Genomic DNA, 14,291 nt, shown 5'->3' on the forward strand with positions numbered 1-14,291 from the left:
GCTCGCCGAGCTCGTCCGCGATCTCGAACTCGCCCCGCACCGTGTGCACCTGGGAGATCCCACTAAGAACGGCAACCAGCTGCGAGCTCGCCTCCGCCTGCCGGCATAGCTCGAGGGCACGGGAGTGGACGCGCTCGGGCGAGTGCCCGGCCTTCTCCAATCCCGCGGAAAAGGCCATCGAGAAGCAGCCCGCGTGAGCGGCCCCGATCAGCTCCTCGGGGTTCGTCCCCTCGCCGTCCTCGAACCGCGACCGGAAGGAGTACGGCCCATCGAAGGCCCCGCTTCCGAGCTTCATCGTGCCTTTGCCACTCTTGAGGTTGCCTTCCCAGATCGCCTCGGCGTTGCGCGTCGCCATAAGATTTTCCTTTCTCCGCTCTTTCGAGCGTGGGTCCGTGATGAGAACTACTCGAGAGGAATGCGTTCCTTGTTCTTCGACAGCCATTCCTCGAAGTTCTGTAGGGAGGGATTCAGGGATCGGGCCATCTCGGGATCGCGCGGTCCGCAGAACTCCTCCTGGAAGTCCCGCTTGTACTGGAACATGTTGCCGAGATCCGCTGCGCCCGGGAAACCCAGGCCTCGATAGACGTCGGGCGGTATGGCGTTGTACTGCACTTCCCGACCCAGCGCCTTGGTGAGCGCGCTGGCCATCTGCGCACCCGTCAGTTGCTCTCCGGAGACGCCGATAGTCTTTTTGACGAGCTCATCTCCCTTCAGGAAGATTCCGTAAGCGCACTTGCCGATGTCCTCTGCGGCGATCCCGGGAAGTTTCTTGTCGTCCATCGGGAGAGTGAAGGCCAGTTTGCCGTCCGGGCCCTTCTTGGGGCCCATGCCGAAGTAGATCATGTTCTCCCAATAGAATGACGTCAGCAGGAACGTGGTCGGCACGCCGAGCTCGGTGAACACCCGGTTGGCCTCGCCCTTGGCGTCCAGGTGCGGAACCTTGTACTTGCCCATCAGGGTGGGCATGCGGCTGTCGCTGAGAGGCACCCACTGGCGCGTGTCTTCGAGGGTGGACCAGATGACGTGCTGGATGCCAGCGTCCTTCGCCGCCGTAGCCATGGCCTTCGCCTGGGCGAACTCCTGCTCGGGCGAAAAGTGCTCCCAGAAGAACGTGACGCAGAACGCCCCGTAGGCCCCTGTGAACGCCTTTTTCAGACTCTCGACATCGTCGACGTCGGCGGCGACAACCTCGGCACCTAGCTTTGCAAGCTCTTTCGCCTTTTCAGAGTTGACCTTTCTCGTAAGCGCGCGCGCCGCGAACCCGCCACCCTTGTCGCCCACGATGGCGCGGACCAAACCGCTACCTTGCGCGCCGGTTGCACCCACCACCGCAATAATCTTCTTTTCAGCCATCACGATTCTCCTTGTGAAGTTGGGAAGAGAACGTACGGACGGGCTTCAGTATTCCCTACTGGGGCAGGGGTGTCAAGATCAGCTTCCCCTTTCGTTAACCGTGCCTCACGCAGCCCAATCTTTGCCTGGTCATTTACATGATCTTGCAAACCTTGCATTCTCTCAGGACCACTCAGCGACCTCTATGCCCCTGGCCGAGTTCATTGCAATTGCTTGCAAACAAAGAACTTGAGCGTTCAAGCTGGCGTTGCAGTCTGTGCTGGCACATAGCTTGCCTGCCAATTTGTCAGAAGGAATTTATCTAACCCCTTATCAGGAGAAGCATGACACCGGGACGACGGATAGTCTCCCGGCCCACATCAGGCACAAACGACGGCGCACCAAACACTCAGACGCCCTCTCGGGCGGAGCACGGCCCGGGAGGGCCTTTTTATTTTTACTCTAAAATAACAGCGCGAATGGAGGAATCGTCATGACGGCCCCCGAGCTGGCATTAGTTTCGACCACAATAAGCATCCTAGGGTTCTTGCTTGGCCTGATCGCCGAATCCTTACGGCCGTGACACTGTGCCCTGGGCAGTTGATCAGGACAGCAGCGGGAAGGGTGAGGATGGAGAAAATGGGAACGATTGTGGAGTACACTGACGAGAAGCCACGGCTCAACATGTATCCAAAGCGCATTGTTTCTCCCGGGAAAGGAAAGGCCTGTTGTGCCCGGAAAATGGAGCAGATCGGCGGCATCGAGCGCGAGGGGGAGCGGTCATATTTTTATCGCCGGTGCAAGGTCTGCGGGTACACCGTCCGTCACTTCCTCTCAGCTCCGCCTCCCGATCCTGCCGGCGGTCAGTGGGAAGATGGGTTGAACTACCTGCTCAAGCTGGTCGGATAGGGGACTTTTTACCCGACTTTCCAAGGGAATTTTGGCCGGAAGTAGAGTGGGAACGGAAAAGGCATGGGCGGCGCCGTGGCCGAAGAGTGGGTAGTTCTCGCTAGAGCGAAGCCCCTTGCTCAGACGTATATCTGTCCCACGTGCCATGCCCGACTGGCAGACTATGTTAACCGTCGACCGTCCATCGCCCGCCAGAGCGAAAATGCTGGAAGCGTAGATGAGGTGGTTACTTAAAATGCGCGTGTGCCACCTCCTTCTAGGTTCATAACGCCGATACGGTCAATTTCACGGGCGTCGGGACATCCTGACGCTCGTGGTGTTTTTGGGATAGCTCTCCGATTCCTTGTCCCCCTCTGCAAAATCGCCAGAGCGATATAGCACAAACGCGGGGGTCGAGATTCACTCCCACCCCCCTCCTGCCGGTGCTAGTAGCGGTGCTAGTTCGGTGTCAGTTTTGGGCATACTCAGTCGTTTTAGATCGCACTCCCCTCACAATGGAAAGCCCTCGCCAACAAGGTTTTTGGCCGTTCTATTTAGGATTTAGGGAAATGGGCTTCTGGCATTTTTGGTGCCAGAAGGGAAATACACCGAGAAAAGGAAACTCACCGAAAAATAAGGGGGGAAGGCGCTTCCGGGCCACTGCAGTGAACTAGTGTCCCTCAAAATAAATCTCCCTAAGCACAGCAAGCTTCCGCGAGGGGCACTGAGGGGTTGTAGGGGAGAGACTCCCCTATGCTTGGGGGGTGCTCAGCGAGGCTAAAGTCGAGCGCCGAAGGGGGGCCTGCCCCCCTAGCGGAAGTGACGCACCAAGGGGGGATTGTTAGCGGGAAATAGTTGGTGCGGCACTAGTTCAGGGTTGAAGGTTCAGGGTTTATGGTTCATAGTTCAGAAAACGCTGAACCCTGAACCATGAATGGGGGACGGTAGACTATGAGCCGTGAGCGCAAAAAACCTTTGGTTGGAATCGTGATGGGGAGTGACTCGGACTTCCCCATCATGGAGGAGACCATAAAGGCATTGAAGTATTTTGGCATTCCCCACGAGGTGCGCGTGATCTCGTGCCACCGGGCCCCCGCTCAGGCGATCGAGTATTCACGGACCGCCCAGACACGAGGGCTCAAAGTGATCATTGCTGGGGCGGGTGGCGCAGCGCACTTAGCCGGCATTATCGCGGCCGAGACCACGTTGCCGGTCATCGGAGTCCCCATTGAATCGAGCCCGCTGCACGGCATGGATGCGCTGCTCTCCACGGCCCAAATGCCCGGGGGGGTCCCCGTAGCCACCATGGCAGTGGGCAAAGCGGGTGCAAAGAACGCCGGTATTTATTCTGCTGAGATATTAAGTATTTATGATGGAAAGCTTTATAAACAACTTGATAAGTTTAAGAAGTCACTTGCACAGGAAGTTGCGGCCCAGGACCGCGCCCTAGCGGAAAAGCTCAAGTAGCCTCGACTGGAGGAAACCGATGACCGATCTCCGGGAAAAGATCCGGCTGACAACCCTGTCTCACGGCGCGGGTTGAGCCTGCAAAATCAGTCCGACGGACCTGGCTCAGGTGCTGAGTCAGCTACCTAGCTTCAGTGACCCGCGGATCCTCGTGGGCCCGGAGACCGCGGACGATGCCGCGGTCTACCAGCTCACTGACGATCTGGCCGTGGTGCAGTCTGTCGACTACATCACTCCGGTCGTGGACGATCCGTATGCCTGCGGGGCAGTGGCCGCGGCCAACTCCCTCAGCGACATGTACGCCATGGGGGCACAGCCGATCTTTGCCCTCAATCTGGTCGGTTTTCCGACCGGAAAGCTTTCCCTTGACGTGCTAACTGCGATCCTCCAGGGCGGAGCCGACAAGGTCAAAGAGGCCGGCGCCTCCATTATCGGAGGACACAGCATCGATGATCCGGAACCGAAGTACGGATTGGTGGTGACCGGCCTCGTGCACCCGAAGAAGGTATTCACCAATGCCGGAGCCCGGGTCGGGGATGACCTGGTCCTGACCAAGCCGCTGGGGCTCGGGATTATCACCACCGGGATCAAGCAGGAGCAGGTCTCTCAAGACACCATGCAACAGGCTGTGCACGTCATGACCACGTTGAACAAGGCTGCCGCCGAGGCGATGATTGAGGTGGGAGTGGATGCGTGCACGGACATTACGGGCTTTGGCCTCCTTGGACACCTGAATGAGATGACGGCTGGCAGCGGTGTCGGCGCCCGCATTTCTCTCAACGCGATCCCAGTGCTCCCCGATGCCTGGAATCTGGTGAAGGACGGCATCTGTCCCGGCGGGACCAAACGGAATCGCCAGGCCTTGGAGGGAAAGGTCACGTGGGCACGGGAGATTACCGAGGAGGCGCAACTGATCCTCTGCGATGCACAGACCTCGGGCGGCCTCTTGATCGCTGTCCCCAAGGAGAAAAGCACCCAACTCGTCAAGCGCCTGCAAGACGCCAAGACGCTCGCCGCTGCAAGTATCGGTGAGATCGTGGCGGGTGCTGGCGAGATCGAAGTGACTCCCTGAGTCCCCTGTTTCCCCCCCACCCACGACCCTTTCCGTTCACGCACTCGCGAATCGCTCTCGTTGACAATCATCACTTGAGACGTAAACTAGGAGGACATCTATATAACCCCGTGCCTGGGCCTGACCTCATGATCGTCAACAAACATATTTTTGAACTGGATCGCCTGGAACTTTTGAGTGGGGCGACGCTGAAGCAGATCCGGGTCGGCTACGAGACCTATGGCAAACTTTCCCCGGCCAAAGATAACGCCATCTTGATCTGTCATTACTTTTCCAGCACGTCACATGCCGCAGGGCGCTATACTGAAATCGAAAAGCTCCCCGGGTACTGGGATGCTGTCATCGGCCCCAACAAGCCTTTCGACACCGATCGGTATTTCATTATCAGCTCTGACACGCTATGCAACATCAACGTGAAAGACCCACGAGTGGTCACGACAGGGCCTGCCTCTATTAATCCCGAAACGGGCAGACCGTACGGGATGTCCTTTCCGATCGTCACCATCCGGGACTTCATCAACGTCCAGCACGCTTTAATCCGCTCGTTAGGCATCGAGCGGCTTCACGCCGTGGCCGGCCCTTCGATGGGCGGCTTTCAGGCTCTCGAGTGGGCCCTCGCCTACCCCGACATGGTGAAGCGGGCTATCCTGGTCATCAGTGCCGGCGAGCTTCACCCTTGGGTGATTATAATGCCGGGACGCGTTGCCGAAATGGCAATCCGACTCGATCCAGACTGGCAGAACGGTGACTACTACGGGAAGGCGGAGCCCGTGGAAGGTCTCACCGTGGCCTTCACGGCTCTGACGATGATTGCGCTCAGCCAACCCTGGGCGGACCGAGCGATGGGCCGAGCCCCGGCCGATCCAGGGAGCAGCCCCTCAGCGTCGCTGGAGAACCGATTCCTGATCGAGACAGAGATCGACAAAGTGGCCAGAGAACGGGCGGCACAAACCGATGCCAACTCCTATATCTACCTGGCGAAGGCCACTGCCTTGTACCGGGCCGGCATAGGGTTCGATTCCTTTGAAGAGGCGCTTGCACGGATCCGAGCCAAGGTCTTGTTGGTCCCCTGCTCTTCTGATGTATTTCTTCCGCCCTACCAATCCCAGAAACTGCTCAACACCCTGCAACAGGCGGGCGTGACGGCCACCGCCTTCGAACTGGAAAGTGACGGCGGGCATCTGGCCGGGGTACTGGAGATTCACAAGGCTGCACAAGTCCTGCGGGAATTCTTGGAGAGCGGATGACCGAGCTCCGACAGCCATCCAGCTCTCACTAGGGCTCGCCGACTCAAGCAGTTCAAGGCTATGGAGAATTACGAGCGATTGACACGGCGTCTTCAACTCGCCTTCCAGTTGGAGGGACTTCCTGTGGGGGCGATTCTGATTCGTTCCCATCATCTCGGCCTGTTCGAGGTCGAGATCGACGGGAGGGGTCCTTTCATTCTCTCCCCCGCCCTGCTGGAAAATTCGGACCCCGAAGGGGGGTATGTTTCTGAGGGGCTCCGCGATTGGATCGACCAGGTCTATTTGAAAATCCGTTGCCATGACTAAGAAAAAGGGAATCAATCACCCGTGGTCGAACGTTAACAAGGAGTGAAAAGCTCCCCCGGAAAGGAGGTGAACCAGCATGAAAAGAAGTGCCTCCGTGCTCTGTCTGGCCTTTGCCTTTACCCTCGTACTTGGGGTCGGCCCCGCATGGACCTTCGAGTGCCCTAGCCTGTATGCCAAGTGTCAAGAGCTGCTCAAGATCAAGAAGAACGAAGAGGTTGAGAAGATGTGCGAACAAGGCATAAAGCTCCATAAGGCCGGCGAGCACGATGATGCTGTCGAGAAGCTGGAAGCGGCCCTCGAGAAACTAGCGAAGGAGAAGAAGTAGATAGTGCCTCCGTACGTCTCTCGCCCTCCGCTCTGGGCGCACTAGGTCGGCATCCTGTGCCCAGAGCGGACGCGGCGAACTTTACGACGAGAAGGCGCACAGGCATACTTCCTCTCATCATTTCGGAGGTGATACGCATGAAAGCGATTCGCGTGCATAAGTACGGTGGGTCGGAGGTTCTCACCCTCGAGGACCTCCCCACCCCTCAGCCAGGGCCGGGACAGGCCCTGGTGAAGATCGAGGCGATCGGCCTGAACTTCATCGACGTGTATCAGCGGACCGGTCTCTATCCCGCTCCCCTCCCCCGCCTGATGGGAGTCGAAGGAGCGGGGGTTGTCGAGGCCATTGGGCCGGATGTCACAGAGGTCCGAGTAGACGATCGTGTCGCCTACACCGGCGTTCCCGGTTCCTACGCGGAATACGCAATCGTCCCCGCAGAACGTCTTGTAACACTCCCCCCCGGTGTGGACACCCACACAGCCGCGGCCGCAATGCTGCAAGGCATGACGGCACACTACCTAGTACACACCACCTATCCACTCAAAAGAGGCAATAGTTGTCTCGTCCATGCAGCGGCCGGCGGAGTGGGGCTGCTCCTCTGTCAAATGGCGAGAGATGCGGGAGCGCGGGTCTTCGGGACGGTTTCGACCGAGGAAAAGGCTCGCCTCGCGCGCGAGGCAGGGGCCGAGGTGGCAATCCGTTACACCGAGCAGGACTTCGAGGCCGAAATCAAGCGCCTCACCAACGGCCAGGGTTTGCAGGTGGTCTACGACTCGGTCGCCAAGGATACCTTTGAGAAGAGCCTGAACTGTCTGGCACCACGGGGCTACCTGGTCCTCTATGGGCAGTCGAGCGGCCCCGTCCCACCCTTCGACGTGAACCAGCTCAGCGCGAAAGGTTCCCTCTTTCTCACCCGCCCAACGCTCGCCCACTACACCCGGACACGCGAAGAGCTGCTCGAGCGCGCGACCGATGTCCTCAATGCGGTTTCGACCGGCACCCTGAAGCTCCGGATCGGCGCGACATTCCCCCTCGCAGAAGCGGCCGAGGCCCACCGCCAGCTCGAGGGGAGGAAGACAACCGGCAAGGTCCTTCTCATCCCGTAAACCGATGACGGCTCGACTGAGCTCGCCGAAGTCCGACGACCGATGACCGTGAAGAACAGCTGTCGGCTATGAGCGGTTAGCTGTCAGCGTCTGATTGCAAACTGTGGCGCCTGTTTGCGGCGGTCTGTCTTGCCCACCACCTTCCCGGCATCCTCTCAAAAATCGTACAACAGATCTCCCTAGGATCTCTTTGATTTCAATAGGTTCCGCCAAAATAGTCCGTGGCATGCCCCTTGCTAGAACACTCCCAAATCGTGGGTTGCCTGCGATAGATGGTCGGGACCCCAGAGACATAAATTGTCTAAGTACCTGGATTTAAAGCATGCGGGATCTAAAACCCCGTGGGGAGGAAAGGTCATGACGTACCCATCTTTTCGGCGCAGGCGGTTTTTGGTCATGCCCCGGTTTCAGATCGGATTGGCCTTGCGGGTCTCGTTTTTTGTCCTCCTCTATTCCGCGGCCCTGGGCTTCCTCATTTTCCTCCCAATGCAACAGGAGCTGACGGGGGCGGTCCCGTTTGACAAACAGGCCTGGGTCGCCGACCAGATTCTGGAGCTTCATTTCCGGGTGTGGCCAGGAATCGCGCTGGTGGGAATCCTCGTTGGTTTCCACACGATCTTTACCTCACACCGCATCGCCGGTCCTATCTACCGAATCGATCAGGTCATCAGGGCGATTGCCGCGGGGGACTATTCCCAGCGGATTAGGCTTCGGCGGACAGATCGCTGGCAAGAGTTCGCAGGAGCGGTGAATGCCTTGGGAGAGCAGTTGGATCAGCGTAGTTCCGAATCGCTTTCGCTGCTTCGGCAGGCCCAGGAAACGTTGAAAAAGGCCCAGGAGGGATCTATCCCAGAGGAAGTTCGAAACCGGCTGAAGGAATCCCTCCGCGGTCTCGAGGAGGCGGAGGAGCACCTTACTATCGGGTATCAGAAAGGAAGCTCGTCGCATGGACCCGCTACGGAAGCTATCATCGAAAGCGGTGAGGGTCTCGCCACCCCCATACACTGAGAAGGGTGTGGCGACCCATCCTGGCCGGCCAAAGGCGCTGAGGTCGACCTGGCGCTCTCTTCCCGGATTCACGCTCATCGAACTCCTGATCGCTATCGCTGTTATGGCAGTGATCGTGGCGATCGGGGTGCCGTATTACACAACGATGATCATGAGGGCACAGGAGACAGCCGCAGTGGCCGTCATGACCCAGTGGCCGACGGCCCAGGGCCTTTTCTATCTGGACAATCGCCGTTACGCGAGCTCGCTGGACGAGTTGTACGCCGGGGGCTACCTGGTCCCCTCGAACTCCGCAAAGATCGGATATACCTTCGAGATCACCGACCCTACGGCACAAGCCCCGCCTCAAGGCGGGACCATGCTTACCTTTGACGCTGATCTCCTGGAGGAAACTTGGTGGGACAGATTAGGCCTGGTCAAGCATGCTTGGGCTGACGATAAGGACAAGGATAAAAAGAAGGACAAGGATAAAGATAAGAATAAAGATGAGGATAAGGCTAAAGACAAAGATAAGAACAAAGGAGACGATGGGAATCAGGGAGGAAACCAGGAAGGGGATCAGGGACAACCGGCCGCCTCACCTTCACCAAGCGGGGGAACATTTATTGGTGGCGATCTCGGGTGGCAGGGTTACGCTGATCCGATCGGTGCACGGCCCCGTCACTTTTACACCGATCAAACGAAGACGATCACCTTCGCCATAGGGAGGCGGGCAACCCGCTACGATTCTCTTCTGGGAAACACGTTTTACCCGCACAAGGACTCGAGCTCCGGGAGCCAGAACTCGGGTCCTGGAACCCAGAACTCAGGCCCCGGAAACGTGAACTCGGGCCGCGGGAATCCCGCGGGGCTACCCTATTAGTCGTCTACCATTATTTCCTTGTGTTCAGTACTTCGTCTTGCTTTGACGCTCCTCTGCCTTCTTGTCCCATTCGGGTACGACTGTCTTCAAGAATTTTCCCTTGGCTTGTCTAAACTTTTCCATGTCCAATCCAATGTAGGCTTGCGCTTTTTCTTTCGTCGAAATATCTGGCATGGGTACTGGCACGGATACATCATGCTTGATCAGCACCCGTACAAGCAAAAGACGGGCTTCCTGAGCCTTTTCCAGGGCAGACCCCAAGACACGAAGAGATTCAACTGGTGAATGAAAGGCTCCGCCGTGGCTTGCGGTCGCGTAATCCCAACGCCACTGCGCATGGCGGATCAACTTTTGAATAGGTTCCATTTCTGCTTCAGTTGCGCTGTTATCCCAAGCCGTTTTGGCTTCGATATGCGCTTTAACCAGGGCATCCTCGACAAGACCACGGACTTCGAGCACTTTGTCCTGTCGATCGAACACGTCCTTCATGAGCGTGGTTTCACTCTCTCTGTGACAGACCTGGCAAGAATTGGCAATGTTGTTCAAAGGACTCTGGATCCAGTGGTCCGTAAACTTTACGCCCCCTTCTCTTCTGTAAGGCATATGGCAATCGGCGCACGCAACTTGCCTCTCCGCATGAATCCCAGTCAGGTAAATCTCATAGTCCGGGTGCTGCGCCTTGAGCATTTTCGCTCTGCTCAACGCATGCACCCAATCGACATGCCCAACGTCATCGAAGTATTCTTCCATGGCCTCCATGGTCAGCCCCTTATCCCATGGAAAGGTCAAGTATTTTTCTTTCTTCCCTTTAAAATAATACTCGACATGACATTGGGCGCAGACGAGAGAACGCATTTCGTGGTGCGTGACCTGCGTAATATCCTTTCCCTGTCTTTGGAAAGCCTCGATCAATGCGGGACGCGTGATGCGCAGGTTCATGGTCTGACTGTCGTGGCAATCCTGGCAGCCGATTGAATTGACGACGTCAGAGCCAAGGTTGTACCATTTGTCTTTGTAAAATACGCCAATCCCCATTTGATTCATCAGTCTCGGAACGTCCGTGCTCTTGCAGGTCCAGCAGGTCGCGGGGTTGCCTTTGCCAGTACGCAAAGTGTTTCTGATGTCTTTTATTGCATTATAGTGCCCTCTGGATTGGTTGTAATCCCTCGAAAAACCGTAGCCTGCCCAGAGGATCACTAAATTGGGATACTTCTTCAGGAAATCGATCATGACGGAACCGCCATGCTTGCTGCTAAAAGACGTACTTGACGTTTTTTTATAAGATTCATATTCCCGCGGGAAGTTTTCGCCCCAGACCTTATTACGGGGTCTCATTGGGCAATGGGCTTCACCAGTTGAAACATGGCCCTCTCTTCATTGCGTCTTTCCATAATCGAAAGGGCGAACAATCCGCCGAAAACGACGACAACGACCGTTGCAAGAAACAAAACCCATCCCAACCAGGGCTTCTGTTGAATGATGTCTCTGATGCTCGCCATAAGGCCTGGCTCCTTTCGTAAATTTCTTTAAACTTCCCCTTCGCTACCTACCCTGGGTGAGCCTCTTCATCCAGTCAGGGACCACGGGCGTCAAACGAGGAATCCGGGCATAAGGTGTCGACGCCAGACTGTGGACCCTCCCGTGCGGCGTTGCGCGGTGGCATGCCCAACACAACTGGCCCCCGCCTGAGTGTGCATTCCCACCGCTCACTTGCGAGGCGGTTACATTCTCCACCAAATTGACATGACAGCGGACACAATTTTCCTGCACGACAGCAATAGCCGCCGTGTTTAGTGTGATCACCTGCGGTTCCATCCTCAGGGTGAAAACCGTTGCGTGCCGCAGCCCGTCCTTGGCCTTGAAAGCGTACTTCTTCAAGAAATTATCATGGGGAACATGACAATCATTGCACACCGCAACTCTGCCATGACTACCCCGTTCCCATGTGGCGTATTCTGACGCCATAACGTGGCAATTGACGCAAGCTGCAGGGCTGTCTGAGAGGTAGGAAGCGGCATTAGAGATATACACGACCAGACATCCGAGCCCAACGAGAGTCCCGAGAAGAATGACAACCGGGAACTGCCACTCGGCTGGTGGCACAAAACGGCGTATCCAACTCACAAACCTGAACCTCCGCCATAGACCAAGGCCAGAGAAGCGACCGTGGCGTTCCCCTCACCACTCCCACGAGGCCGCTGACCCAGATAACTATCTGAAAAGGCTATCCCTGTAAAGCGGAGACTTCCTGTTTTTTTCATCAGGGAAACGTCTATGGTTTGCATAGGGAAATTGCCTATGCCATACCTTCGGTAAAAGGAGCAGCAAGCGCGAGCGGGAAAAGCAAAAATCGCTTGGTTCTATATCAGACTCCGTCGGGTATGCTCGTTGTCCGAGAGGTGGCTAGGGGCTGCTACATCGTTGGCGTGGCTATAGACTTCAGAATTAGGGATGTTTTATGGAATAGGTTGCGTTATTGGGTCGCGAAAGGGCACTTTTTCCGCGTCCTGTACACCCAAGTCTTTGAAGTTATTAAATTGACTGTGTCGCGCCTCGGCCTACGAATCCGTAGGTCAGAGGCTCGAATCCTCTTGGGCGCACCAACAAACAGGTACTTAGTCCCCTCCTTGACCTCCTGAGGCATAGCCTCGTTGGACAAGATTCCCTTCTGAACTAACATACGCCGAAGCGCCTCCTGCTCGTACAGCACGGACCCGTGGCACGGAAGGTCTACGAGGAAACAGCCCACCGAGCATCGGCGAGAGGGCGACAGCCTGGGGAAAGAAGCTAGCCATGACTGACGTTGGCCATCAGAGCCTCTCACTTGGCTGCCTGCAGCCTCGCGAATTTCAGCCGGAAGGTTGCGGGTTACTGGTTGTAACCCACACCGCAGTCGATAGAGGGCGGCCGAAGGACCCCCTTAAACCATCGAGCGTGGGTGGATTGGGCATAGAAGATGAAACCAGGTGTGGACCCGCGAAGTGATTTCGGCGAATACTGAACGCCGTTGCCACAGGTGGGTTATGCACCAAACCAGCCATGGAGGGCACTTCTTACGTCTAAACTCCTAACGCTGCAAATCAGCCGTGCGGTTTACCGCATCGGCTGCATTTGCCTTGTTAGCTTTCCCTCAATTGGCCATCAAGAGTAGCTCAGTCCAACCATTCGGCTTACGAGCCGCTGTTGCACGGCCTCAATGCCCAAAATGACTGGAACTACATTGTTTCGTAGGATCCGTACCGCCGGACTCGTGCTGGTTGCTAAGTGTGTCTGAATCCTGACCATTCGTATTGCAGATGCGCCTGCGCGGTGCCGCTCAGCAGAGTATCGCTCAAGCCCTCCGTTCACGATTCTGCGTGCCAGGATCGTTGCGTCTTCGATACCCAAGTTCATACCCCGCCCTCCGAGGGGAGAATGAAGGTGTGCGGCATCGCCAGCTAGAAATACGCGTCCGACGTTATACGTTTCAGCTTGCCGATGGCTGACCGCAAAATCAGACTGCCAAACAACTTCATGAACCTTCGAGCCCGGTGGCAAACGCTCAAGCACATTGGGTCGGTTACTGGCCACACGGAAGAGCCCCTCCTTGAACCTAAGCATGAACAGCATGCCATCTTGCTGCAACTGTACATTCGCTGCTTCGCTATCCAAGGGGCTCTCCATATAGACGTCTGCTAGACTCCAATCACCGGGCATTTTCTTGCCTGGAAACTCAATACCCAGCAGTTTACGAACGACGCTATGGGCGCCATCGGCTCCTATGACATAGGCGGCCTCAATTTTTGAGTCACCGCCACTGGTGGATAGACCACACTTAACCCGGTGATCGTTCTGCTCCAACCGCTCGAGGGTGCTTCCGCGTTCAACCTCCACACCGTATTCATTGAGTCTTTTCTCGATTGTACGTTCGGTCTCAGACTGAGGAAGCCCTAGCATGAAATTGTAACGGTGCTGAAGTTTAGAGAATTCTATCTGGAAAAGCAGACGGTCTTCGGTTTGGAAATTGCTCCTCGCGATCTTTAGCCCTAATTCGAGCAGTCGCTCAGTAACGCCAGAGGGTTCCAGGAGCTCCAAGGTACGCACATTGATGCCAATCGCCTTTGAATGCGTCGAGGGTTCCGACTTGGCCTCGATGATGCGTACCGGTTGACCGAACCGTGCGAGTTCAAGCGCTGAGGCCAAACCCACAGGTCCCGCACCCACGACAAGCACCAATCCATTTTTCGATGTCTCCATCCTACCGTCCTTGCACGAGTCGGGATGTCAATGAGGAAAGCTAACGGCGGCCTTCACCGTGTTTCCGAAAGCGCGTCAGCGCTGCACGCAATCCGCTGCAGGGCCTGGTTATATCCTTAAGTCTTTGTATTTATAAATCACTATCGTTCATACTTTAAATAGTTCAACATTGAAAGCGTATGAAAGAAAATCGCATAGGGAACCAAGAATAATGGAATCATGCCTGTAGGAAAGAGTCTAACATTGTTGGTGACAGCAGGGTAAAATAATTGGAAAGGTCCCGCTGACGAAGTAAAGCTAAAAAAGAATGCGCTCAAAAAGTCAGCGACGCCTAAACCGATCACAAGAAATATACCAGCTTTTGGAATGAGCTCGCTTTTTCTGTAAGCTAATAGAACCCCTAAGTCAACAAGACCCACAAGTATATCTCCGAGGACTGCAG

Annotated in this window: 17 protein-coding genes; 10 read left to right on the forward strand and 7 right to left on the reverse strand. The window is 56.2% G+C overall.

All coding sequences use genetic code 11. The annotated features are described in order from the left end of the window. A partial coding sequence (locus tag O6929_02335; GenBank protein ID MCZ6479235.1) for an OsmC family peroxiredoxin occupies positions 1-355 on the reverse strand: 355 nt, incomplete at its 3' end. A 47-nt stretch (positions 356-402) separates the two neighbouring features. Further along, positions 403-1,353: an NmrA/HSCARG family protein gene (locus O6929_02340; protein ID MCZ6479236.1), complete on the reverse strand. Its 951-nt coding sequence runs from the start codon at positions 1,351-1,353 to the stop codon at positions 403-405. A gap of 618 nt (positions 1,354-1,971) precedes the next feature. On the opposite strand from O6929_02340, the gene O6929_02345 reads away from it, so the two are divergent. From O6929_02345 to O6929_02390, 10 genes are all read left to right on the forward strand, one after another. After that, positions 1,972-2,241, forward strand: a complete 270-nt coding sequence (locus O6929_02345) for a hypothetical protein (protein ID MCZ6479237.1) — start codon at positions 1,972-1,974, stop codon at positions 2,239-2,241. 63 nt (positions 2,242-2,304) lie between these two features. Next, the gene (locus O6929_02350) at positions 2,305-2,475 is read left to right on the forward strand and encodes a hypothetical protein (GenBank protein MCZ6479238.1); all 171 of its coding nucleotides are present in this window, start codon (positions 2,305-2,307) and stop codon (positions 2,473-2,475) included. A 696-nt stretch (positions 2,476-3,171) separates the two neighbouring features. Further along, entirely contained in the window at positions 3,172-3,687 is a 516-nt protein-coding gene (gene purE, locus O6929_02355; protein ID MCZ6479239.1) for a 5-(carboxyamino)imidazole ribonucleotide mutase, read from the forward strand. A gap of 19 nt (positions 3,688-3,706) precedes the next feature. Beyond that, entirely contained in the window at positions 3,707-4,759 is a 1,053-nt protein-coding gene (gene selD, locus O6929_02360) for a selenide, water dikinase SelD (GenBank protein MCZ6479240.1), read from the forward strand. 110 nt (positions 4,760-4,869) lie between these two features. Then, positions 4,870-6,006, forward strand: coding sequence for a homoserine O-acetyltransferase (locus tag O6929_02365; protein MCZ6479241.1), 1,137 nt, complete (start codon positions 4,870-4,872; stop codon positions 6,004-6,006). A gap of 60 nt (positions 6,007-6,066) precedes the next feature. Then, on the forward strand, positions 6,067-6,312 hold the full coding sequence (locus O6929_02370; GenBank protein ID MCZ6479242.1) for a hypothetical protein: 246 nt from the start codon (positions 6,067-6,069) through the stop codon (positions 6,310-6,312). 76 nt (positions 6,313-6,388) lie between these two features. After that, a complete protein-coding gene (locus O6929_02375; protein ID MCZ6479243.1) occupies positions 6,389-6,637 on the forward strand; it encodes a hypothetical protein in 249 nt (82 codons plus the stop codon). 137 nt (positions 6,638-6,774) lie between these two features. Continuing rightward, a complete protein-coding gene (locus tag O6929_02380; protein ID MCZ6479244.1) occupies positions 6,775-7,743 on the forward strand; it encodes a quinone oxidoreductase in 969 nt (322 codons plus the stop codon). 357 nt (positions 7,744-8,100) lie between these two features. After that, positions 8,101-8,751, forward strand: coding sequence for a hypothetical protein (locus O6929_02385; GenBank protein MCZ6479245.1), 651 nt, complete (start codon positions 8,101-8,103; stop codon positions 8,749-8,751). Further along, positions 8,690-9,613, forward strand: a complete 924-nt coding sequence (locus O6929_02390) for a prepilin-type N-terminal cleavage/methylation domain-containing protein (GenBank protein MCZ6479246.1) — start codon at positions 8,690-8,692, stop codon at positions 9,611-9,613. The genes O6929_02385 and O6929_02390 overlap by 62 nt, the downstream gene beginning before the upstream one ends. Before the next feature lie 24 nt (positions 9,614-9,637). Here the strand turns inward: O6929_02390 and nrfA are convergent, their stop codons facing one another. The 5 genes from nrfA to O6929_02415 form a co-directional block, all read right to left on the reverse strand. Then, on the reverse strand, positions 9,638-10,948 hold the full coding sequence (nrfA, locus tag O6929_02395) for an ammonia-forming cytochrome c nitrite reductase (GenBank protein ID MCZ6479247.1): 1,311 nt from the start codon (positions 10,946-10,948) through the stop codon (positions 9,638-9,640). Beyond that, complete coding sequence (locus tag O6929_02400; GenBank protein ID MCZ6479248.1) at positions 10,945-11,112, reverse strand: hypothetical protein; 168 nt, start codon at positions 11,110-11,112, stop codon at positions 10,945-10,947. Before O6929_02400 ends, nrfA begins: the two co-directional genes overlap by 4 nt. Positions 11,113-11,155: 43 nt before the next feature. Then, a complete protein-coding gene (nrfH, locus tag O6929_02405; protein MCZ6479249.1) occupies positions 11,156-11,737 on the reverse strand; it encodes a cytochrome c nitrite reductase small subunit in 582 nt (193 codons plus the stop codon). A 1,017-nt stretch (positions 11,738-12,754) separates the two neighbouring features. After that, positions 12,755-13,849 carry an FAD-dependent monooxygenase gene (locus O6929_02410; protein MCZ6479250.1) on the reverse strand — a complete coding sequence of 365 codons (1,095 nt, stop codon included), beginning with the start codon at positions 13,847-13,849 and terminating at the stop codon, positions 12,755-12,757. 140 nt (positions 13,850-13,989) lie between these two features. Beyond that, a partial coding sequence (locus tag O6929_02415; protein ID MCZ6479251.1) for a hypothetical protein occupies positions 13,990-14,291 on the reverse strand: 302 nt, incomplete at its 5' end.

It is taken from the genome of Candidatus Methylomirabilota bacterium (assembly GCA_027293415.1).
In the GTDB taxonomy this organism is placed as follows: Bacteria; Methylomirabilota; Methylomirabilia; order Methylomirabilales; family CSP1-5; genus CSP1-5.